The 21,059-nt window shown below is 62.8% G+C and carries 18 protein-coding genes and 1 pseudogene; 6 read left to right on the top strand and 13 right to left on the bottom strand.

Annotated features, from left to right (window positions below):
- Nucleotides 1-25: 25 nt before the first annotated feature.
- The 5 genes from LVW35_RS17955 to LVW35_RS17935 are packed head-to-tail and all read left to right on the top strand — an operon-like array spanning nt 26 to nt 5,855.
- Entirely contained in the window at nt 26-1,534 is a 1,509-nt protein-coding gene (locus tag LVW35_RS17955; RefSeq protein ID WP_233891377.1) for a sugar ABC transporter ATP-binding protein, read from the top strand.
- Nucleotides 1,500-2,492 carry an ABC transporter permease gene (locus LVW35_RS17950; protein WP_233891376.1) on the top strand — a complete coding sequence of 331 codons (993 nt, stop codon included), beginning with the start codon at nt 1,500-1,502 and terminating at the stop codon, nt 2,490-2,492. The genes LVW35_RS17955 and LVW35_RS17950 overlap by 35 nt, the downstream gene beginning before the upstream one ends.
- A 22-nt stretch (nt 2,493-2,514) precedes the next feature.
- Nucleotides 2,515-3,594 (top strand): alcohol dehydrogenase catalytic domain-containing protein, encoded by a 1,080-nt coding sequence (locus LVW35_RS17945; RefSeq protein WP_233891375.1) that lies wholly within the window; start codon nt 2,515-2,517, stop codon nt 3,592-3,594.
- A 2-nt stretch (nt 3,595-3,596) separates the two neighbouring features.
- On the top strand, nt 3,597-5,129 hold the full coding sequence (locus tag LVW35_RS17940) for an FGGY-family carbohydrate kinase (RefSeq protein WP_233891374.1): 1,533 nt from the start codon (nt 3,597-3,599) through the stop codon (nt 5,127-5,129).
- Entirely contained in the window at nt 5,130-5,855 is a 726-nt protein-coding gene (locus LVW35_RS17935) for an SDR family oxidoreductase (protein ID WP_233891373.1), read from the top strand.
- Here the strand turns inward: LVW35_RS17935 and LVW35_RS17930 are convergent.
- From LVW35_RS17930 to LVW35_RS17885, 10 genes are all read right to left on the bottom strand, one after another.
- The gene (locus LVW35_RS17930; RefSeq protein ID WP_233891372.1) at nt 5,852-6,856 is read right to left on the bottom strand and encodes a LacI family DNA-binding transcriptional regulator; all 1,005 of its coding nucleotides are present in this window, start codon (nt 6,854-6,856) and stop codon (nt 5,852-5,854) included. The genes LVW35_RS17935 and LVW35_RS17930 overlap by 4 nt on opposite strands.
- A 58-nt stretch (nt 6,857-6,914) precedes the next feature.
- Nucleotides 6,915-7,778 carry a LysR family transcriptional regulator gene (locus LVW35_RS17925; RefSeq protein ID WP_233891371.1) on the bottom strand — a complete coding sequence of 288 codons (864 nt, stop codon included), beginning with the start codon at nt 7,776-7,778 and terminating at the stop codon, nt 6,915-6,917.
- Nucleotides 7,779-8,223: 445 nt separating this feature from the next.
- A complete protein-coding gene (locus tag LVW35_RS17920) occupies nt 8,224-9,627 on the bottom strand; it encodes an amidase (protein WP_233891370.1) in 1,404 nt (467 codons plus the stop codon).
- Nucleotides 9,624-10,892 (bottom strand): Zn-dependent hydrolase, encoded by a 1,269-nt coding sequence (locus LVW35_RS17915; protein ID WP_233891369.1) that lies wholly within the window; start codon nt 10,890-10,892, stop codon nt 9,624-9,626. The genes LVW35_RS17920 and LVW35_RS17915 overlap by 4 nt, the downstream gene beginning before the upstream one ends.
- A 13-nt stretch (nt 10,893-10,905) precedes the next feature.
- A complete protein-coding gene (locus tag LVW35_RS17910; RefSeq protein ID WP_233891368.1) occupies nt 10,906-11,601 on the bottom strand; it encodes an ABC transporter ATP-binding protein in 696 nt (231 codons plus the stop codon).
- The gene (locus LVW35_RS17905; protein ID WP_233891367.1) at nt 11,601-12,350 is read right to left on the bottom strand and encodes an ABC transporter ATP-binding protein; all 750 of its coding nucleotides are present in this window, start codon (nt 12,348-12,350) and stop codon (nt 11,601-11,603) included. The genes LVW35_RS17910 and LVW35_RS17905 overlap by 1 nt, the downstream gene beginning before the upstream one ends.
- Nucleotides 12,347-13,357 carry a branched-chain amino acid ABC transporter permease gene (locus tag LVW35_RS17900; RefSeq protein WP_233891366.1) on the bottom strand — a complete coding sequence of 337 codons (1,011 nt, stop codon included), beginning with the start codon at nt 13,355-13,357 and terminating at the stop codon, nt 12,347-12,349. The genes LVW35_RS17905 and LVW35_RS17900 overlap by 4 nt, the downstream gene beginning before the upstream one ends.
- A 1-nt stretch (nt 13,358) precedes the next feature.
- Nucleotides 13,359-14,219, bottom strand: coding sequence for a branched-chain amino acid ABC transporter permease (locus LVW35_RS17895; protein ID WP_233891365.1), 861 nt, complete (start codon nt 14,217-14,219; stop codon nt 13,359-13,361).
- Between the two features lie 57 nt (nt 14,220-14,276).
- A complete protein-coding gene (locus tag LVW35_RS17890; protein ID WP_233891364.1) occupies nt 14,277-15,479 on the bottom strand; it encodes an ABC transporter substrate-binding protein in 1,203 nt (400 codons plus the stop codon).
- Nucleotides 15,480-15,573: 94 nt separating this feature from the next.
- Nucleotides 15,574-16,344, bottom strand: a complete 771-nt coding sequence (locus LVW35_RS17885; protein WP_233891363.1) for a FadR/GntR family transcriptional regulator — start codon at nt 16,342-16,344, stop codon at nt 15,574-15,576.
- 369 nt (nt 16,345-16,713) lie between these two features.
- Between LVW35_RS17885 and LVW35_RS29235 the strand changes: the two are divergent.
- Nucleotides 16,714-16,833 (top strand): annotated as a pseudogene (locus tag LVW35_RS29235) (M10 family metallopeptidase C-terminal domain-containing protein); the annotation flags it as partial.
- 5 nt (nt 16,834-16,838) lie between these two features.
- Here the strand turns inward: LVW35_RS29235 and LVW35_RS17880 are convergent.
- The 3 genes from LVW35_RS17880 to LVW35_RS17870 form a co-directional block, all read right to left on the bottom strand.
- The gene (locus LVW35_RS17880; RefSeq protein ID WP_233891362.1) at nt 16,839-17,588 is read right to left on the bottom strand and encodes an alpha/beta hydrolase; all 750 of its coding nucleotides are present in this window, start codon (nt 17,586-17,588) and stop codon (nt 16,839-16,841) included.
- A 103-nt stretch (nt 17,589-17,691) separates the two neighbouring features.
- Nucleotides 17,692-19,095 (bottom strand): efflux transporter outer membrane subunit, encoded by a 1,404-nt coding sequence (locus LVW35_RS17875; protein ID WP_233891361.1) that lies wholly within the window; start codon nt 19,093-19,095, stop codon nt 17,692-17,694.
- Complete coding sequence (locus tag LVW35_RS17870) at nt 19,088-21,058, bottom strand: MacB family efflux pump subunit (protein ID WP_233891360.1); 1,971 nt, start codon at nt 21,056-21,058, stop codon at nt 19,088-19,090. The genes LVW35_RS17875 and LVW35_RS17870 overlap by 8 nt, the downstream gene beginning before the upstream one ends.
- Nucleotide 21,059 lies beyond the last annotated feature (1 nt).

Genomic DNA, 21,059 nt, shown 5'->3' with positions numbered 1-21,059 from the left:
TCCTTCTGAATACGAGGTCGGCGGTATGAGCAGTCTTCTGAAGTTGGAAAACATCTGTAAGCGGTATCCGGGCGTACAGGCCCTCAAGTCCATCAACCTGCAAGTCGAGCGCGGTGAGATTCATGCCTTGCTCGGCGAAAACGGCGCGGGCAAATCGACGCTGATGAAGATCCTCGGCGGCGTCGAGCACCAAGACGAAGGCCAGATCCTGATCGACGGCCAGGCGCAGCAGTTCGCGACCTATCGCGATGCGATTGCCGCCGGCATCGGCATCGTGTTCCAGGAATTCAGCCTGATTCCCTACCTCACGGCGGTGGAAAACATCTTCCTCGGCCATGAGCTGAGCAACCGCTTCGGCCTGCTGCGCAAGCGCGAAATGGTCGAGGCCAGCGAGGCGTTGTTCAAGCGCCTGGGCGTGACCATCGACCTGCAATGCGCGGTCAAGCACCTGAGCGTGGCCGAGCAGCAGTTTGTCGAAATCGCTAAAGCCCTGGCCCTGGATGCGCGCCTGCTGGTGTTGGATGAACCGACTGCCACGCTGACACCGAGCGAGGCTGAGCTGCTGTTTGACATCATGCGGGAACTCAAGCGCCAAGGCGTGGCGGTGATTTTCATCTCCCATCACCTGGAGGAGATTTTCCAGGTGTGCGACCGCATCAGCGTGTTGCGCGACGGCGGCAATGTGGGCGTTACCGATGTGGCTGACAGTGATATCGACCGGCTGGTCGAGATGATGGTCGGGCGCCGCCTGGAATGCAGTTTTCCACCCAAACCGAACATCGAGCGCGGCCCGCTTTTGCTGGAGGTCAAGGACATCCAACTGGTGCGCAACGGCCCGCACAACAGCTTTCAGCTGCACAGGGGCGAGATCCTCGGCTTTGCCGGACTGGTCGGTTCCGGTCGTACCGAACTGGCCCTGGGCATGATGGGTGCGCTGCCGTCGGTGAGCAAAGACGTGTGGCTGCGCGGTGAGAAAATCACCCTCGACGACCCGGCCCAGGCTCTGGCCCACGGCATCGGCCTACTGCCGGAAAGCCGCAAGAGCGAAGGGCTGATCACCGACTTCAGCATTCGCGAAAACATCTCGCTGAACAACCTGCCCAAATACCAGAACGCCTCGGGCCTGATCGACAAGAACCGCGAATGCGCCAGCGTCGAAGGCCTGATGAAGCAACTGTCGATCAAGGCCCCCAGCAGCGAAAGCCGGGTGTTCAACCTCAGCGGCGGCAACCAGCAAAAGGTGGTGATCGCCCGCTGGATCAACCACCAGTGCGACGTGCTGGTGTTCGACGAACCTACCCGTGGCATCGACGTGGGGGCCAAGGCGCAGATTTATGCGCTGATGCGCAGCCTCACCGAACAAGGCTACGCAATCATCATGATTTCCTCCGAATTGCCGGAAGTCATCGGCATGTGCGACCGCGTCGCCGTGTTCCACAAGGGCGCCATCGTCAAGGTACTCGAAGCGTCTGCCGTCAATCCTCAAGAGGTCATGCGCCATGCAACAGGGGGCTCAAGTGAATACGTCCATTAGTACCGGCGACAGCAGCCGGTTGCGCCTGAACCTGGCGCGGCTGGTGCGCTCGCCGGCGTTCTATCCGTTCGTGGGGCTGGTGGTGGTGACCCTGGTGATGATCCTCGCCAGCGACACTTTCCTCACCGCCAGCAACCTGTCGAACATCGCCCGCCAGGTGTCGATCAACGCGATCATCGCCGTGGGCATGACCTGCGTGATCCTCACCGGCGGCATCGATCTGTCGGTAGGACCGGTGATGGCCTTGTCCGGCACGCTCACGGCCGGGTTGATGGTCGCGGGCCTGCCGCCCGGCCTGGCGATTGGCGCGGGCATGTTGATCGGCGTGGCCTTTGGCATTGGCAACGGCCTGTTCGTCGCCTACCTGCACATGCCGCCGATCATCGTCACCCTGGCGACCATGGGCATCGCCCGGGGCCTGGGCCTGATGTACACCGACGGCTACCCGATTTCCGGGCTGCCGGAGTGGTTCGGCTTCTTCGGTCGCCAGAGCCTGTTCGGCATCGAAGTGCCGATCCTGATCATGCTGATCACGTATGCCGCCGCCTATGTGCTGCTGCAACACACGCGTATCGGCCGCTACATCTATGCCATCGGCGGCAATGAGGAAGCGGTGCGATTGTCTGGCGTGCGTGCGGCGCGCTTCAAGTTGCTGGTGTACGGCATCAGCGGCCTGACGGCGGCAATTGCCGGGCTGGTACTCACCTCACGGCTGATGAGCGGCCAGCCGAATGCCGGTGTGTCGTTTGAGCTGGACGCGATTGCTGCCGTGGTACTCGGCGGCGCGTCGATTGCCGGTGGGCGCGGCGTGATCGTCGGCACCTTGCTCGGCGCCATGCTCCTCGGCGTGTTGAACAACGGATTGAACATGCTCGGCGTGTCGCCCTACGTCCAAAGCGTGATCAAGGGCGGGATCATTTTGCTGGCGATTTTCATCAGCCGTCAGCGCCATAAATAAACTCAAGACAGGACCGAACACCATGGACAAGCACACCGAAATGCAAGCCGTCGTCTGCCACGGCCCCAAAGACTACCGCCTGGAACGCATCGGCAGACCCCAGGCACGCGCCAATGAACTGGTGATCCGCATCGCCGCCTGTGGCATCTGTGCCAGTGACTGCAAGTGCCACTCCGGCGCTGCGATGTTCTGGGGCGGTGACAACCCGTGGGTCAAGGCGCCGGTGGTGCCGGGGCATGAATTTTTTGGCTATGTGGTGGAAGCGGGCGAGGGTGCCGAAGAACACTTCGAAGTCGCGGTGGGCGATAAGGTGATCGCCGAGCAGATCGTGCCGTGCGGCAAGTGCCGCTTCTGCAAATCCGGCAAATACTGGATGTGCGAAGTGCACAACATCTTCGGCTTCCAGCGGGAAGTGGCCGAAGGTGGCATGGCCCAGTACATGCGTATTCCCAAGACCGCCATCGTGCACAAGATCCCTGAGTCGGTATCGCTGGAGGACTCGGCGCTGGTGGAGCCGATGGCCTGCTCGATCCACACCGTCAACCGTGGCGATATCCAGCTCGACGATGTGGTGGTGATCGCCGGTGCCGGCACCCTTGGTTTGTGCATGGTCCAGGTCGCTGCGCTGAAAACCCCGAAAAAACTGGTGGTGATCGACATGGTCGACGAGCGTCTGGAGCTGGCAAAAAAATTCGGTGCTGATGTGGTGATCAACCCGTCGCGGGACAACGCCCGCGAGATCATCAACGGCCTCACCGACAACTATGGCTGCGATGTGTACATCGAGACCACCGGCGTACCGGCGGGCGTGACCCAGGGCCTGGACCTGATCCGCAAGCTCGGGCGCTTTGTCGAGTTCAGCGTGTTTGGCGCCGAGACTACGGTCGACTGGTCGATCATCGGCGATCGCAAGGAGCTGGACGTGCGCGGTGCCCACCTCGGGCCTTACTGCTACCCGATCGCAATCGACCTGTTTGAACGCGGCCTGGTCACCTCCCAAGGCATCGTCACCCATGATTTCCCGTTGGATGATTACGCCGAAGCGTTTGAGCTGGCCAACTCGACCAAGTCAATCAAGGTACTGTTGAAGCCGGTGATCTGAAGATGAACTACGTGATGGGTGTCGACATAGGAACCCAGAGCACCAAGGCGCTGCTGGTGGATGGTCAAGGCATGATCATCGCCCAGCACAGCCTGGGGTATCGCGTGGATACCCCCAAAGTGCGCTGGGCCGAACAATGGCCGCAGGTCTGGCTGGACGCTGTCGAGGCCTGCGTGGCGCAGTGCATGGCCAAAGCGGGCGTGGCGGCGGAGCAGGTCAAGGCGCTGTGCATCAGTAGCCTGTATGGCGGTTCGGGGATTGCGGTGGATGCACAGATCACACCGCTGCACCCGTGCCTGATCTGGATGGACCGCCGTGCCGGTGAGCAGGTGGACTGGGTCCGCGAGCAGGTGGACCGGGAGCGGCTGTTCGCTGTGACCGGCAATTCGGTGGACAGTTACTACGGCTTCACCAAGATGCTTTGGCTCAAGCAGCACCAGCCGCAGGTGTGGGCGAAAACACGCTACCTTCTGCCGCCCAACAGCTATATCAACTGGTGCTTCACTGGTGAGTTGGCGGTGGATCATAGCAGCGCCGGCAATATCGGCGGCGTTTACGACGTGAAGGCGCGCGACTGGTCTGGCGAGATGCTCGATGCGCTGGGCATACCGCAGGCGATGATGCCGGAGCGCCTGGTGTATTCCGGCGAAATCGTCGGCGGTTTGTTGGAGAGTTGGGCGGCGCGCCTGGGGCTCCAGGCAGGTACACCGATTCTTGCCGGTGGCGTCGATGCGGCCATGGCAACCTTGGCTGCAGGTGTGACTCAGCCAGGCAACCACGTGGCGATGATCGGCACCAGCATGTGTTGGGGTTACCTCAACCAGCAAGTAGATGCACACCATGGTTTGGTGAGCATGCCCCATGTCTACAACGGCCACCGCGACCTGTACATCTTCGGCGGCGCGATCACGGCTGGTGCTTCGGTCAGCTGGTTTCGCGAGCACTTCTGCCAGGCCGAAGAGCAGCAGGCCAAGGCCGACGGCCAGAACAGTTTGGTGCTGTTGGAGCAGCGCGCAATGAACATTCCGGCGGGCAGCGAAGGCCTGTTGTTCCTGCCGTACCTGATGGGCGAGCGCAGTCCGGTGTGGGATGACCGCGCCAGTGGCAGCTTTGTCGGCTTGAACCTCTATCACAGCCGCATTCATCTATATCGCGCGGTGCTGGAGGGGGTGAGTTTTGCCCTGCGCCACAACATCGAAGCGGGCACGCGCGGTGCGCATTCCCTGGACCCGCGCTTGATCGTGGTGGGCGGGGCAAGCCATTCGGATTTGTGGATGCAGATCATCGCCGATGTGACGCGTTACCCGGTATACACCATTGTCCAGGAGGTGGAAGCGGCGCTGGGAGCGGCGTTGTTGGCGGCGCACACGGTGGGGTTGGTGAGTGATGGAGAGATGGACAGGGGATGGGTGCAGTTGGAACTGCGGGCTGAGCCCAAGGTGGAAAATGTCCAGGCGTATGACCGGGCGTTTGCCGAGTATCTGAAGCTGTATCCCGCCCTGAAACCGATCATGCACAGCCTTCAGGAGAACTGAATGAACGCAGCCTTCGATTTCACCCATCACCGCATCCTCGTCACCGGCGCCAGCAGCGGCATCGGCCGCGAAATCGCGTTGCAACTGATCGCCAGCGGCGCTGATGTCTTTGCCCTCGGCCGCGACGCCCGCGCGTTGGCGGAACTGGGCTGCCACACCCTGTGCCTGGACATCGCCGACAGTGACGCCCTCGACAAAATCCTGCACGACCTGCCGCCGCTGCACGGCCTGGTCAATTGTGCCGGCATCTCACGCCTGGAGCCTGCCGCCGCCATCAGTGCCGACGCATTCGACCAGGTCATGAACGTCAACGCCCGTGCCGCTGCGCAAGTCGCCAGCCGCGTCGCCGCCAAGATGATCGAAGCGCAAATCGCCGGCAGCATCGTCAACGTCTCCAGCCAAGCCTCGCTGGTGGCCTTGGACGATCATCTCGGCTACTGCGCCTCAAAGGCCGCGCTGGATGCGATTACCCGCGTGCAATGCGCCGAGTGGGGCCGTTTTGGGATTCGCGTCAACAGCGTCAACCCAACGGTGACGCTTACACCGATGGCTGCCATGGCCTGGTCCGAACCGTCCAAGCGCGACCCGGCTCTGGCGGCCATCCCGTTGGGGCGTTTTGCTGAAACCGTGGAGGTGGCCTTGCCGGTGCTGTTCCTGCTGAGCCGCGCCGCCAGCATGATCAGCGGCGTCAGCCTGCCCGTCGATGGTGGTTATACCAGCCGTTAGCCGTTCTCCAGCCGACCGGCGATCACCACTTTGTCCCGTGGCTTGAACGGGTCTTCCACGCGGTCGAGCAACAAGCGTACCGCGCTGCTGCCGGCCAGGGAGGCGTCGTGGGCCACGCAGGCGATGGGCACGCCGAAGATATCGGCGAAGGGCAGGCGGTCGATGCCGCAGATGGTCAGGCTGTCGTGAGGGATGTTGTGCATGCGCAATGCGCGCAGGGCACCGAGGGTGATCAACTGGTTGAAACCCATGATCGCGTCCGGCGCCGAATGTTCGGCCAGGTAGTCGAGGGTATGCAGGTAGGACGGCATCAGCGTGTAATCGCCGGCGTGCACTTCGACCTGCACCTGAGGATGCTCGACCAACACTTCGCGCAGGCCTTTGAGGCGCTCCACGGTGATGCGTGAGTGCTCGGGGCCGGTCAGCACCAGCAGGCGCTTGAGCGCGGGCGTCTGGCGCAGCAAGTACTGCGCAGCCTGGATGCCGCTGTGGTAGTTGTCGAGCACCACGCGGCTGAACGGGCTGTCGTGGATCGTGCGATCGAGCAGCACCACCGGCGTCTTGCCGTTGCCCAGGCGTTCGAGGTAGTCGGGCTGGTAGCTCGGCTCATCCGAGACCGGCGACAGGATGATCCCCGCCACGCGGTAGCCCAGCAGGGTGTCCACGGCTTTGCTTTCCAACTCTTCCAGCTCGTCGGTGTCTACCAGCATGATGGTGTAGCCGTGCTGTTTGGCCTCGCGGGAAATCGCCTTGATCATTTCGCTGTAGAACGGGTTGTCCACCGAGGCGGTGATCACGCCGATGATCAGGCTTTCACTGCGCTTGAGCCCGCGCGCGAAGACGTTGGGCACGTAGTCCATCTCGCGGGCCACTTCGAGGATACGCGCCAGGGTGGCCGGCTTGACCAGGTCGGGTTTGCTCAGTGCGCGGGACACCGTGATGGTGGTCATGCCGACCCGTTTGGCAATGTCGCTGATGGTGACGGACTTTTTCTTGTTCATCGGTAAGGCTGCGATAGGAAACACCCGCAGGCTAGCATGCGCGCGGGGATAGGGTGATTCAAATCAACGGGTCCCAGCGCTGCGACCAGTCACTTTCGGCTTTGACCACTTCGCGCAGCAACGCCAGCGCCTGTTGCAACACGGCTGAATCCCGTGCCCGTGAATACACCAGATAGGTGGGGAAGCTGAACTCCGGCGCCTTGGGCACACGCTGCATCACACCGCTGTCCAGGTAGCTCTGCACCACGCGAGTACGGAAATAGCCGGCGCCGCCGTTCTCCAGGATGTACTGCAACGCCAGCGGCCCGAGGTTGAAACTCAGCGCGGCGCGGGCCTTGTCGGGCAGGGCGGCGTCGTGTTGCTGGCGAAAGCCCGGTCCCCAATCGATATACACGTAGGGCGCCGGGTTGCTCACCAACTGCACCAGGATCAGTTTCTCTTCCAGCACCTGCTCCACCTGCAGCCCCGGCCAGTACTGCGGCTGGAACACCAGTGCGGCGTCGAGTACGCCCAGCTCCAGCTGACGCAACAGGTAGTCGCCTTCGCGCACTTCGGTACGCAGTGCATGGCCGGGGATGTGTTGGCGCAGGGCCTGGGCCCAGCCGAGCATCAACGGGTTGCACAGGCTGACTTCGCCGCCGATGTGCAGCACGTTGCGATAGCCATCGGGCAGCGGCAGGTCGCGTTTTGCGGCTTCCCAGGTTTGCAGCAATTGGTTGGCGTATACCACGAAGGCCTCGCCGTCGGCGGTCAGCCTGGCGCCGGCGCGGTTGCGCACGAACAGTGTGCTGCCTAGCTGGCTTTCGAGGCTTTTGACTCGCGCGGTGATGGCGGTCTGGGTGACGTGCAGTTTCTCGGCTGCTGCGGCCAGGCTGCCGCAGCGGGTGATTTCGAGGAAGGTGCGTGCCAGTTCGATGTCCATGAAGCCCCCGGGGATGAATGGGGGACAGTGTAATGGAATGTGGTTGAAACTGTGGGAGGGGGATTGGCTGCGATGGCGGTGGTGATGTGGACATATCCGTTGTTTAGGTAACGGCTGGTATGGGTTCCGCCCTTACGGCGGGTCACTTTGGAAAAGAGCCCCAAAGTAACCAAAGGGCTCTTGCCCCAACACTCGGCACCTCGCCTAGGCTCGGTGTGCCCGTAATCCGACAGGTATTTGGGGGGCCGCCGCCACGCGCCATCCATGGCGCGGGGCGGCTAAACCGGCATCCCTGCCGGTTTACCCCCCAAATCCCTGTCGAATTCCGGCCAGCGTGTTTGACGGGGCGCCTAAGATCAAAAGCAAGATCAGAAGCGACTCGCTTCGCATCGTGGATACGCGGTCTTGTAGGAGCCGGCAAGCCGGCTCCTACAGGGAGTGCCTTTCAGGTTGGGGTTTGTGGGGCTTGGAGGTGCTGGGTCGGGAAGGCCTTCGCGTAGGCGTGGCACACCCGCAACACCTGGTCGTCGGCAAACCGCGCGCCCACGACATGCAAGCCCACCGGCAAGCCATTCGCCGCCAACCCACACGGCACCGATGCCGCCGGCTGTTGGGTCAGGTTGAAGGGGTAGGTGAAGGGCGTCCACTGTGTCCATTCCTGTAAGCCGGAGCCGGGGGGGACGTCGTGCCCGGCGTCGAATGCGGTGATGGGCATCATCGGCGATACCAGTACATCGTAGTGCTCATGGAACGCTGCCATCCGCGCCACCAGGGCGGCGCGGGCTTCAAGGGCTGCGTTGAAGTCATCCAGGCTCAACCGCTCGCCGCGCTGGGCGATGCGCAGCAGGCCAGGGTCCAGCTGTTGTTTTTGTGCCTCGCTCATGGGCCCGGTCAGGCGTGCCGCGCCGGCTGCCCATAAGGTGCTGAACACCTCCAGGGGGTCGCTGAAACCCGGGTCGATCTGCTCGACCTGCGCGCCCAGTTGCACCAGGCCTTGCACTGCCTGGGCGACCACCTTGGCCACCTGCGGGTCGACATCCACGTAACCGAAGTTGGGGCTGTAGGCCACGCGCAAGCCTTTCAAATCCGCTGCGCCCGACAGCCACGGTGTGGTGCGTGGCGCGCCGATCAAACCATCGCGCGCGTCCGGCTGGGCGATGGTTTGCAGCATCAACACGCTGTCTTCCACCGTGCGGGTCATCGGCCCCAGGTGCGACAGGATGGTCATGGAGCTGGCCGGCCATTGCGGCACATAACCGAAGGTCGGCTTGATCCCGAAGGTGCCGGTGAATGCACAGGGAATCCGGATCGAACCGCCCGCATCGCTGCCCTGGTGCAACACGCCGAGGTTCAACGCCGCCGCTGCCCCTGCGCCGCCGGACGAGCCGCCCGCCGTGGTGCGGGTGTCCCAGGGGTTGCGGGTGATGCCGTACTGCGGGTTGTCGGTGACGCCTTTCCAGCCGAATTCCGGGGTGGTGGTCTTGCCCAGCAGCACCGCGCCGGCCTTGCGCATAAAGGCTGTGAATGGGGCGTCGACGTCCCACGGGCCTTCGGCCGATGTGGTGCGCGAGCCCTTGCGGGTTGGCATGCCGACGGTCAGCGTCAGGTCTTTGATCGACGCCGGCACACCGTCCAGCGCGCCGCAGGGTTGGCCGTTAAGCCAGCGTTGTTCCGACGCGCGCGCGGCGTTCAGCGCGCCTTCCGGGTCCACGTGGCAGTAGGCGTTCACCACCGGGTTGTAGCGTTCGATCCGCAGCAAGGCGTCTTCGGTGACCTCCACCGGCGACAAGGTCTTGTCGCGAAAATGCTGCAGGAGTTGCACTGCCGTCAGTTGGCCGATCTCACTCATGCGATTTCCCCCTGGGCTGCATTAACCATGGCCCGCAGCAATACCGCGCAGCCCGCCGCCAGGTCGTCCGGCGCGGCGTTTTCGATTTCGTTATGGCTGATGCCGCCTTCGCACGGCACGAAGATCATCCCGGCCGGGCCGAGTTCGGCGACAAAAATCGCGTCGTGCCCGGCGCCGCTGACGATGTCCATATGGCTCAAGCCCAAGGCCTCGGCGCCTTCACGCACGGCGTTGACGCAGGCCGGGGCGAAGTCCAGCGGTGGGAAGTCGGCGGTGGGGGTCAGTTCGAACGTCAACCCGTGCCTGGCGGCCGTGGCTTCGATCACGCCGCGCACTTCATCGACCATGGCTTGCAGCGTGTCCGCGTGCAGGTGGCGCAGGTCGAGGGTCATGTGCACCTGGCCGGGAATCACGTTGCGCGAACCGGGGTGCAGGTTCAGGCACCCCACCGTGCCGCAGGCGTGGGGTTGCTGCTGATGGGCGATGCGGTTGACCGCGCTGACCACCTCGGCGGCGCCGACCAGGGCGTCCTTGCGCAGGTGCATCGGCGTCGGGCCGGCGTGGGCTTCGACGCCGGTGAAGGTCAGGTCGAACCACTTCTGGCCCAGGCAACCCATCACCACGCCAATGGTGGTGGCCTGGTCTTCCAGCAACGGGCCCTGTTCGATATGCGCCTCGAAATACGCACCCACCGGATGGCCGAGTACCGCGCGGGAACCTGCATAGCCGATGCGCTGCAATTCTGCGCCGACCGACAGGCCCTGATCATCCAGCTTGTCGAGGGTGTCCTGCAAATCGAACTTACCGGCAAACACCCCGGAGCCCATCATGCACGGCGGGAAACGCGAGCCTTCTTCGTTGGTCCACACCACGACTTCAATCGGCGCCTGGGTTTCGATGTTCAAATCATTCAAGGTACGGATGACTTCCAGTCCCGCCATCACCCCGTAGCACCCGTCGAACTTGCCACCGGTGGGTTGAGTGTCGATATGGCTGCCGGTCATTACCGGGGGCAGGGCGGGGTTGCGCCCGGTACGGCGCGCAAAGATGTTGCCGATGGCGTCGATGCTCACGCTGCACCCGGCGGCCTCGCACCATTGCACAAACAGATCGCGAGCCTGGCGGTCGAGGTCGGTCAGTGCCAGGCGACACACGCCGCCCTTGGCGGTGGCGCCCAGTCGGGCCAGGTCCATCAGCGATTGCCACAGGCGGTCGCGGTTGATCAGCGGGGCGTTGCTCTTGAGCGGTTGCGCAAAACTATTCATCTGCAATCTCCGGTCAGGCACTCAGGGCCAAATAACGGTTCTTGATGGTCGGGTCGGCGCGGAAGGCGGCGGCGCTGCCCTCGTAGACCACGCGGCCTTGTTCGAGCACGTAATGGCGGTCGGCGAGCTTGTCGCAGACCATCAGGTTCTGTTCCACCAGCAGCACCGGCAGGCCGTCGTCCTTGACCTTGCGCAGGATCTTCACCAGCTCGTCGACGATCACCGGGGCCAGGCCTTCAGTGGGTTCATCAAGGATCAGCAGCTTGGGGTCGTTGAGCAGCGCGCGGGCGATGGCGAGCATCTGTTGCTCGCCGCCGGACAGCGCGTGGCCGGCGTTTTTGCGCCGTTCCTTGAGGCGCGGGAACATGCCGTAGACATCTTCGAGCTGCCAGCGGCTGGTCTTGCGCGCGGCGATGCGCAGGTTTTCCTCGACCGTGAGCATGCGGAAAATCCCACGGTTCTCCGGCACCAACGCCAAGCCCTGGCGGGCGATTTCAAAGATCTTCTGGCCCACCAGCGCCCGGCCGTTGAAGTGGATCTGGCCCTGGCGCGGGCTGATGATGCCGAGGATGCTGCGCAGGGTGGTGGTCTTGCCGGCGCCGTTCCGCCCCAGCAGCGTCACCAGTTCACCGGGGTTGACGGTCAGCGACACGCCTTCCAGTACGTGACTCTTATCGTAGTAGGAGTGGATATTCTCGACGATCAGCATCAGGCAGCCTCCCCAAGGTACGCAGTGCGCACACGTTCATCGGCGCGCACGAATTCCGGCGTACCTTCCACCAGGATCTGGCCGTGGCTCATCACTGTGATGCGTTGGCTGATGGACATGACAATGCTCATGTTGTGTTCGATCAGCAGCACCGTGTGGTCGCGGCCGAGGTCGCTGATCAGTTGGGTCATGATCGGTATGTCGTCGATGCCCATGCCCGAGGTCGGCTCATCCAGCATCAGCAGTTTTGGTTTCGAGCAGATCGACATGCCCACCTCCAGCACCCGCTGTTGGCCGTGGGACAGCTCGCCGGCCAGGGTGTCGGCGCGCGCGGTGAATTGCAGTCGCTCCAGCACCTGGTCGGCCATTTCCAGGTGTTCGCGCTTGCTGTCCACACGGCGCCAGAAATTCAAGGCGCGCGCACCGTCGCGGCCCTGGGCGGCGAGGCGCAGGTTTTCACGCACGCTGAGGTTCTGGAACAGGCTGGTGAGCTGGAAAGAGCGCGCCATGCCCAGGCCGACGCGGCCGTGGGCGGGTTTACGTATCAGGTTTCTGCCGTCGAAATGTATCGCCCCAGCGGTGGCCTGGCGTTCGCCGGTGAGGCAGTGGAACAGGCTGGTCTTGCCAGCGCCGTTGGGCCCGATGACGGTGTGGATGGTGCCGGCCTCGACCTTGAGGTTCACGCCGTTCACCGCGTGGAACGCGCCGTAGGCCAGTTCCAGGTCTTTGGTTTCCAAAAGGATGCTCATAGCCCCTCCTCCTTGGCGACAACGGCGGTGTTGCGATTGCCGCGTACCTTTTCGAACAGTGACGCCAGGCCGCCCCACAAACCGCCGCGCATGAAGATCACCACCAGGATCAGAATCACCCCCAGCAGCATCAGCCAACGCGGCCACAAGTCGGAGAGGAAATCACCGAGCAGCACGATGGAGCTGGCGCCCAGCAACGAGCCGAACAGCGAGCCGGTGCCGCCGACGATGGTCATGATCAGGATGTGCTCGGACATCGCCAGGTCGATATTCGACAGCGGCACAAAGTGCAGCAGCATCGCGTACAGCGCCCCGGCAATTCCGGTGACGGCGCCGGACAGCACAAACACCAGAATCTTGAAGTGGCGCGTGTCGTAGCCGATGGCCGAGGCACGGGCTTCGTTTTCGCGGATCGCCATCAGCGTGCTGCCGAAGGGCGAGGCAATCACCCGGCGTGCGCCGATGAAGATCAGCAGGAACAGCACCGCGACAAAGCCGTAGAAGGCGCGGGCGTCGGCCAATGACAGCAGCACGGTTTCACCCAGGCGGATTTCCGGGCGCGGCACGCTGAGCAGGCCGTTGTCGCCACCGGTCCAGTCGCTGAGGGTGTAGGCGACGAAGTAGGCCATCTGGCTGAACGCGAGGGTGAGCATCACGAAGTAGATACCGGTGCGACGGATCGCCAGGGCGCCCACCAGCAGGGCCAGGAAGCCACCGGCCACGGCAGCGCCGAGCAACGCAGTGAACAGGCCCATTTGCAGGTGGATCATCAGCAATGCTGCGCAGTACGCGCCGGCGCCGAAGAAGATACCTTGGCCAAACGACAGCAGCCCGGTGTAGCCCAACAACAGGTTGCAGGCGAGGGCGGCCATGGCAAAGATCAGGATCTCGGTGGCCAGGGTCGCCGAGGGCAATATCAAGGGCAGGCCGATCAGCACCGCCAACACCCACAGCAACATCGCGCGCGATTGCGTCTTGGCAAACGGCAGGGGATTTTTCTCGCTCATGTCAGGCTCTCCCGAACAGGCCGTAGGGACGGACCAGAATCACCACGGCCATCGCGCCGTAGATCATCAGGCTCGCCCCCTGGGGCCAGAGTGTGGTCATCAGGCTTTGCACCACGCCCACCAGTAAACCGCCGACCAGCGCGCCGCTGAACGAACCCATGCCGCCAATCACCACCACCACGAAGGCCACCCCGAGAATCTCAGGGCCGACAAAGGGCTGGGCACCGCGCAATGGGGCGAACAGCACGCCCGCAACGCCGGCCAGGGCCACGCCGAGGGCGAAGGTCATGGAGAACAGGCGGAAAATATCGGTGCCCAGCAGCGACACGGTTTCGGTGCTTTCACTGCCGGCCCGCACCAGGGCGCCGAAGCGCGTGCGCTCCAGCAGCAGCCACAGGCCCAGGCCGACCAGCCCGGAGAACACAATCAGAAACAGGCGGTAGTAGGGGTAGACGAAGTCACCCACCACCAGCACGCCGCGCAGCAGGTCCGGCACGGCGACGCTTTTACCCACCGGGCCCCAGATCATCACGCTGGCTTCCTGGATGATCAGCGCGATGCCCAGCGTTACCAGGATCTGGAACATGTGCGGCAAATGATAGATCCGCTGGATCAATAATCGCTCGATGGCCCAGGCCAACGCCGCCACCACCAGCGGCGCGATCAGCAGCGCCAGCCAGAAGTTGCCGGTGAGGCTCACGGCGGTGTAGCAGATGTAGGCGCCGAGCAAAAAGAACGCGCCGTGGGCGAAGTTGACGAAGTTGAGCAGGCCGAAAATGATCGTCAGCCCGACCGCGATCAGGAAGTAGATCATCCCCAGCCCGAGGCCGTTGAGGATCTGGAACAGGTAAAGATTAAGCATGCAGTAACCCTCTGCAGGAGGCCGTTTGCACGACCCTGCGCTACCAAATTCAGGGGATCAGCCGAGCGTGCAGCCCGTGGCTTCCACGGGCGGGAACGACTGGCCGGCGCTGAGCACCTTGGCCAGATCATCCTTGTCGGCCATGTCGGCAGTGGCCTTGCCGATCAGCAGGTAGTAGTCCTTGATCACCTGGTGATCGCCGGCGCGGATCGACTCCTTGCCGGTGGGTCCTTCGTAGCTCAGGCCCTGCAGGGCCTTGGCCACGGTCGGCCCGTCTACGCTGCCGGTGGAAATGATGGCTTCGAGCATGACCTTGGTGCTGATGTAGTCGGCGGCCAGCGGGTAGGTAGGGTTAATGCCGTATCTGGCTTGGGTGAGCTTGACCAATTCACGGTTGAGCGGGGTATCGACCTGGTGCCAGTACTGCGCGCCAAGGTACACGCCTTCCAGCACATCGCTGCCCAGTTCCTGGAACTGGTCGAGGCCGGCCGACCACACCAGCAGCACTTTCATGCGTTCCTTGATGCCGAAGTTGACCGCCTGGCGCAGGGTGTTGGAAGACTGGCTGCCGAAGTTGAGCAGCACCAGTACATCGGGTTTGGCGGCGATGGCATTGGTCAGGTAGCCGGAGAATTCCTGCTCCTGCAACGAGTGGTAACTGTTACCGATGTGTTCCAGGCCGTTTTCCTTGAGGACATTCTTCGCGCCTTCGAGCAGCGCTTCGCCGAACACGTATTGCGGGGTGATGGTGTACCAGCGCTTGGCGTCCGGCAGCAGCTTGATCAACGGCACCATGGTTTCGCGGATCGCGCCATAGGTGGGCACCGACCAGCGGAAGGTCGCCTTGTTGCAGTCCTTGCCGGTGACTTCATCGGCGCCCACGGGGGTCATGAATACACCACCGACCTTGTCCACTTCCTTGGCCACCGCCAGCGCCGAGGACGATAGGGTGCAGCCCTGGAAGAACCGCGCGCCGTCCTGCTGGATGGCCTCCTGTACCTTGCGCACGGCCTTGCCGGCGTTGCCTTCGGTGTCGATCACCTTGTAATTCAGCGGGCGGCCGAGCAGCTCGGGGTGCTGTTCCACTGCCAGGCGCGAACCCATGTCGGCAAACTTGCCATAGCTGGCAAAGGCGCCAGACATGGACTTGAGGCCGTAAAAGGTAAAGGGCTCGGCGGCGAATGCAGGCCGAATGCCCAGCGGGAGGCTGAGGGTGGCGGCTGCGGTGAGACTGGCTTTCAACAACGTACGACGCTGCATGGGGTGACTCCCTGGTTTAGTTATTGGCAGGAGTGGCAATGGCGATACGGTGGAGCAAGGGCCTGTGGGCAGGCCTGTTATTGGATGGGGCGTGTCAGTGGTGGTGATCGAACTCCAATAGAAAGTGCGGGCTGACTTGGCCTTCAAGGGCGGTCATGTGGTGTTCGGCATCGCACATGTGTTCATGCATCAAGCTGCGCACCGCGCTTTCATCCCCGGCACGAAAGGCGATCAGCAGCTGTTTGTGATAGTCGAGGTTGGCGGCGTCGAACTTCTTGCGCTTGGGCTTGTAGGCTTTTTTCAGCACCACCAGGTCGCGCAGCAGGTCATTGAGGAACTGCGCCATGAAACTCAGCAACGGGTTGGGGCAGGCCTTGGCCAGCAGGTTATGGAATTCCAGTTCCGCAAGGCGCTGTTCACGCTGGCCGGCTTCGCTGTCTTCGGGCGCGCTGCAAAAATCCACGTTGTCTTGCAGGGCCTGGTAGTCGTCTTCGCTCAAGCGTCCGAGCACCGACACCGCCAGCTCCACCTCGATAACTTTGCGCAGCTGGTACACCTGCTCACCGTCCAGGTGCTGGAAGTGCAGGTAGTTACGCAACGCCCGGCTGGCCGGCTCGGTGCCGGCCTGGTTCAGGTAGGCGCCGCCGCTGGGGCCGGTGCGTGTGCTCACCAGGCCTTCCACTTCCAGCGCCTTGAGCGCTTCGCGGGCCGAGCCTTTGGAGCACTGGAAGCTTTCCATCAACTCGCGTTCGGTAGGCAGGCGGTCACCGGGTTTCAAGGCATCAGTGACAATGGAGCGCTTGACCGACTCGACAATCACATCGGACAGCTTCTGGCGTTTGCGTCGTAGCGGGCGGCTGAGCATTGGATTCTATTTATCCTATTAATGCGGATAAATTGACCTTAGGCGGATGATCTACAACACGTCAATCGGGGCGCGACGGATATGTCGTTTTCAATGAGCTTCGGTCGTAATTCGGGTAGTGGCCAGTGGCATGCGGAAAGCGGGCGGTTGCTGAAAAATCTGATTGAGGAGGCGTACGCGGGCAGCCGACGAGCTGACTCGCACTGGGGACTGATGGCACGATGTTAACGGAGACGGGGAGACAGATGTTTCCTATCAATTCAGAAAAACCGCCAGCCCACTATCAGTGACCGAGCACAAAATGTGATGACGGGCAATGGAGGCAAGAATACCTACCGGTTTCTGAGCACCAAGTAATCGACGCCGGACCGGCCCGATAGAATCACTGATTTTGTTTCAGGAAAGGACAAGATTGACCTGTCCGAGCTACATCGAAAATCCGCTCGCGACGACTTGACCACCCGCCCTACATTGGAGGTGGGGCGCTGACTGGCTCATTGCGGTGTGCGGGTGTCCAGGCATCGGGATGAAAGCGGCGGATGTTTGCCATGGATCAGATAGTCGCCAACCCAGCGGTTGATACAACCGCTGGCGTTGTGCTCGACGGGCTCTTTGAGGCGCAATTGTTCGACCAGTGGAGTGGCCGTATCAGTCGGTTGCGCGTTGATCAGCACCATGCGTACAACCCGCTCGGGGAACAGGGCGGCGTAGCGGTTGCCCAGGCGCGCGCTGTCGGCATTGCCCAGATAACGCAATTGAGCTTCCCCGAGTTGGGAGCGTACGAACTCCAGGTCCTGGGTGGCCTGCTCGATTCCATTCTCGGTACTCAGGTCGCGGGTGCTGAGCTCGATGATGTCGTAACGGTCCACCAGCTTGCGATAGGTCTGGTGGGCGTGTGAGCTCCACAGGCTGGCCAGGTGGATGACAAAGGTGCCGACCTGATTCTTTTTGGCGGCGTCGCCGGCCAGGGCAATGATCACGCCTTCACGGCTCAGCGGATCGCGGGCACCGACGCGGGTAACGTACAGACGCAGCCTGCCCTGGCGGGGCGCGGCATGATTGCGCGGTACGCTCACTGTGCCGCATTGGGTACGTTCCAGTACCGCCCGGTCCAGGCGTTCAAGGGTGGGCAAGGGACAGTCCAGCAGCCAGTCAATGGCGGTGGGGGGGATCAGCGGTTGGGCTGAGGCAAGCCTTGCTGTCAGCCAGAGGCAGGCACACATCAGGTGTTTCGCAGCAATCATTTAGAGGTCCTGGGCAACCGTGTGATAGCGGCTTTTTACCAAGGACCTTAGGCAGAAGAATGTAGGGGTATTAGGCGGACTGTGTGGGAATTTGGAGTTTTGTTTATCGGATCGTTGTCTGCCACCCACCCCCCAGTGCCTTGTACAGCGCGATGCCGGCTTGCAGGCGCGCCAGCCGCAGCTGTACGTTCTGGTCCTGGGCCGCGTACAGGGTGCGCTGGGTTTCCAGTACGGTGAGCAGGTCTTCGGCGCCGGCCTGGTAGCGGCTTTCAGCGATCTGGAACGCACTCTGTGCCTGTTGCAGTTCTTCGCTTTGCCATTGTCGCTGCTGGTCGAGGCGGGTAATGCTGCTGAGGGATTTTTCCACGTCGGCAAAGCCGTTGATGATCGCCCCACGATAGCTTTGCAGCAGTTCATCCTGACGTGCGCGGGCCTTGTCGCGTTCAGCACTTAAACGGCCATTGTTGAAGATTGGTCCCACCAGGCCGGCGGTCAGTGTGTAGTAGGGGCTGCGCAGCACATCCAGGGCTTTGTAGGCATCGGAACCCAGGGTTGCGCCGAGGGTGAGGGCGGGCAGCATGGCGGCGCGGGCCACGGTGACGTCGGCCTGCGCCGCCGCCAGTTGCGCTTCGGCCTTGGCAATGTCAGGTCGGCGACTGAGCAATTGGCTGGGCATGCCTGCGCCGATGGTTGGCCAGGTCAGGGCCTGGAAGGTTTCAGAGCCCAGGTCCAGGGCCTGCACCGGCTGGCCGAGCAGGGCGGCCAGGGTGATCCGCGATTCTTCGGCCAATTGCTGGATCAGCGGCATCTGGCGTTGCTGGCTGGCCACCAGGCTTTTTTGCTGGGCCAGTTCCAGGGCGGTGGCGGAGCCGGCGTCATAGCGGGTCTGCACCAGATCGAGCACGTTGCGCGCATTGGTCAGGTTCAGCGCGGCGATCTGCTCGCGCTGGTGGGCGGCGAGGGTCTGGGCATAGCGGTCCGCCACGCTGCTGAGCAAGGTCAATTCCACGGTGGCCTGGTCAAACTCGCTGGCGCGCAGGCTGTGCAGGGCGCTGTCACGGGCGGCAGCGCGGCCACCCCAGAAGTCCACTTCGTAACTGGCGGTGAGGTTGGCGCCGAAGTTGTCGACGGCGTCATCGCTGCGGGTCGCGTCAAGGTCCGGTCCGCCCGGACCACGCAGTAATTTCTGGTGGCTGGTGGCGAGGTTTAACTTCACCTCCGGCAGCAACGGCGCGCCGGCTATCACGGCGCTGGCTTGGGCTTGGCGCACGCGCGCGGTGGCGGCGGCCACATCGAAACTGTCACGGCGCGCCTGATCGACCAGGCGGTTGAGTTGCGGGCTGCCAAATTGTGTCCACCATTGCTGGTTGGTCGTTTGGGCGGTGACGCGTTCGGCATATTGCCAGGCGGTGGGCGGCGCTATACCACTGTCGACGGATGGCGGGTTGCCAGTGCAAGCGCTGAGTAACACGCACAAGCCGGGTAGGTAAATGGATCGTTTATTCACTGGTCAACGCCTTAACCGGATCGAGCCGGGCAGCTTTACGGGCCGGCATAAAGCCGAATACAACGCCGGTGACCAACGCGCAACCAAATGCACCAAACACCGCCACCAGGGAAAACTGCACCGCCACCTCTGCCAGCACCAGCACGCCGCCCACCAGCAGGGCCAGGGCGATGCCGCACAGGCCGCCGACCACTGAGAGCATCACCGCTTCGGTGAGAAACTGGCGCAGGATGTCGCGCTGGCGAGCGCCGGTGGCCATGCGAATACCGATCTCACGGGTGCGCTCGCGCACCGTCATCAGCATGATGTTCATCACGCCGATGCCACCCACCAACAGGGAAATCGCGGCAATCGAGCCGAGCATCAATGACAGCGTGTTCTGCGTGCGTGCTTCTGCCTGGATCATCGCCGCGTTGTTGGTCAGGTGATAGTCGGTTTTTCCGTTGTGCAAACGTTGCAGCAGTTGATCGATCGCCCGTTCGGTTTCACGCACCCGGGTGGCGTCCGCGGCGGCAATCACCACGTACTCGGGGTTGTAGCTGCCAAACAAGCGAATGCTGGCGGAAGAGTACGGAATGGCGATGCGGTCGTCGCTGTCCTTGTTGCCGGAGCTGGAGCCTTTTTCTTCAAGGACGCCGATCACCTGGAACGGCACGTTCTCGATCAGGATGTATTGGCCAACGGGGCTGACAACGCCCTTGAACAGTTTCTCGCGCACCCGTGCGCCGATCACCGCGACCGTGGCGGCGGAACGTTCATCGGCTTCGGTGAAGTAGCTGCCCTCCACCACGGGCCAGTTGAAAATAGTCGGGAAATTGGTGTCATTACCACCGACATAGGCCATGTAGTCGATGTTGCCGAAACGCACACCGGCCTCGGCGCCGTTGACCGGCATGATCCGCTTGACCTGCGGTAAGGTGGCCAGGGCGGCCACGTCTTGGGGCGTGATAATGCCCAGGGGGGTGCGCGGGTTGGGCGAGGAGCCGCTGACGTAGAGGATATTGGAACCGAACGCGCCCATCTGCGCCATGACCTGGCGCTTGCTGCCTTCGCCCACCGCCAGCATCACCACCACTGACGCCACGCCGATGATGATGCCCAGCAGGGTCAGCGCGGTGCGAAAACGGTTGATCCACATCACGCGCCAGGCCGCACGTACCGCGTCAAGCAGTTCGGCTTTCCACGCGCCGTTATGCTCGGCGCCGTCAGCCAGGCGCTGGCGCAGGTCCACGGCTTGCAGGGCGCCGTTGGCTACTGTGGGGGCAGCGTCGCTGCCGTCAGCGGAGTCACTGATGATCAAGCCATCGCGGATCTCGATGATACGGTTGGCCCGCGCCGCTACCTCACGGTCGTGGGTGATCAGGATCACCACGTGGCCCTGGCTGGCCAGTTCGTCGAGCAGGGTCATGACCTCGGCACCACTGTGGCTGTCGAGGGCGCCGGTGGGTTCGTCAGCGAGGATGATATGGCCGCCATTCATCAGCGCACGGGCGATGGACACCCGCTGCTGCTGTCCACCGGAAAGCTGGTGCGGGCGGTTGCCGGTGCGCTCCGCCAGGCCCAGGCGGGTGAGCAGGGCGTTGGCCCGGGCATGACGCTCGGCGGCGCTGATACCGGCATAGATCGCCGGCATCTCGACATTTTCCTGGGCCGAACCTGAAGGGATCAGGTGGTAGCCCTGGAACACAAAGCCAAAGGCTTCGCGCCGGAGCCAGGCCAGTTCGTCGCTGTCCAGGTGTGCGACATTTTCTCCGGCGAACAGGTAATCGCCCGTGCTGGGGCGGTCGAGGCAGCCGAGGATGTTCATCAGCGTGGACTTGCCGGAGCCGGAAGCGCCGACGATGGCGACGAATTCCCCGGCATGGATCGACAAATCGATACCGCGTAATACATCGACCTGCGGGCTGTCGCCGCCGCCGTAAGACTTGCGGATGTGCTTGAGTTCGATCAGGGGCGTGGTCAAC

This window comes from Pseudomonas sp. HN11 (assembly GCF_021390155.1).
Taxonomy (GTDB): Bacteria; Pseudomonadota; Gammaproteobacteria; order Pseudomonadales; family Pseudomonadaceae; genus Aquipseudomonas.
Note: the sequence above shows the minus strand (reverse complement) of the source record. Positions and strands in the feature narration are given on the sequence as shown.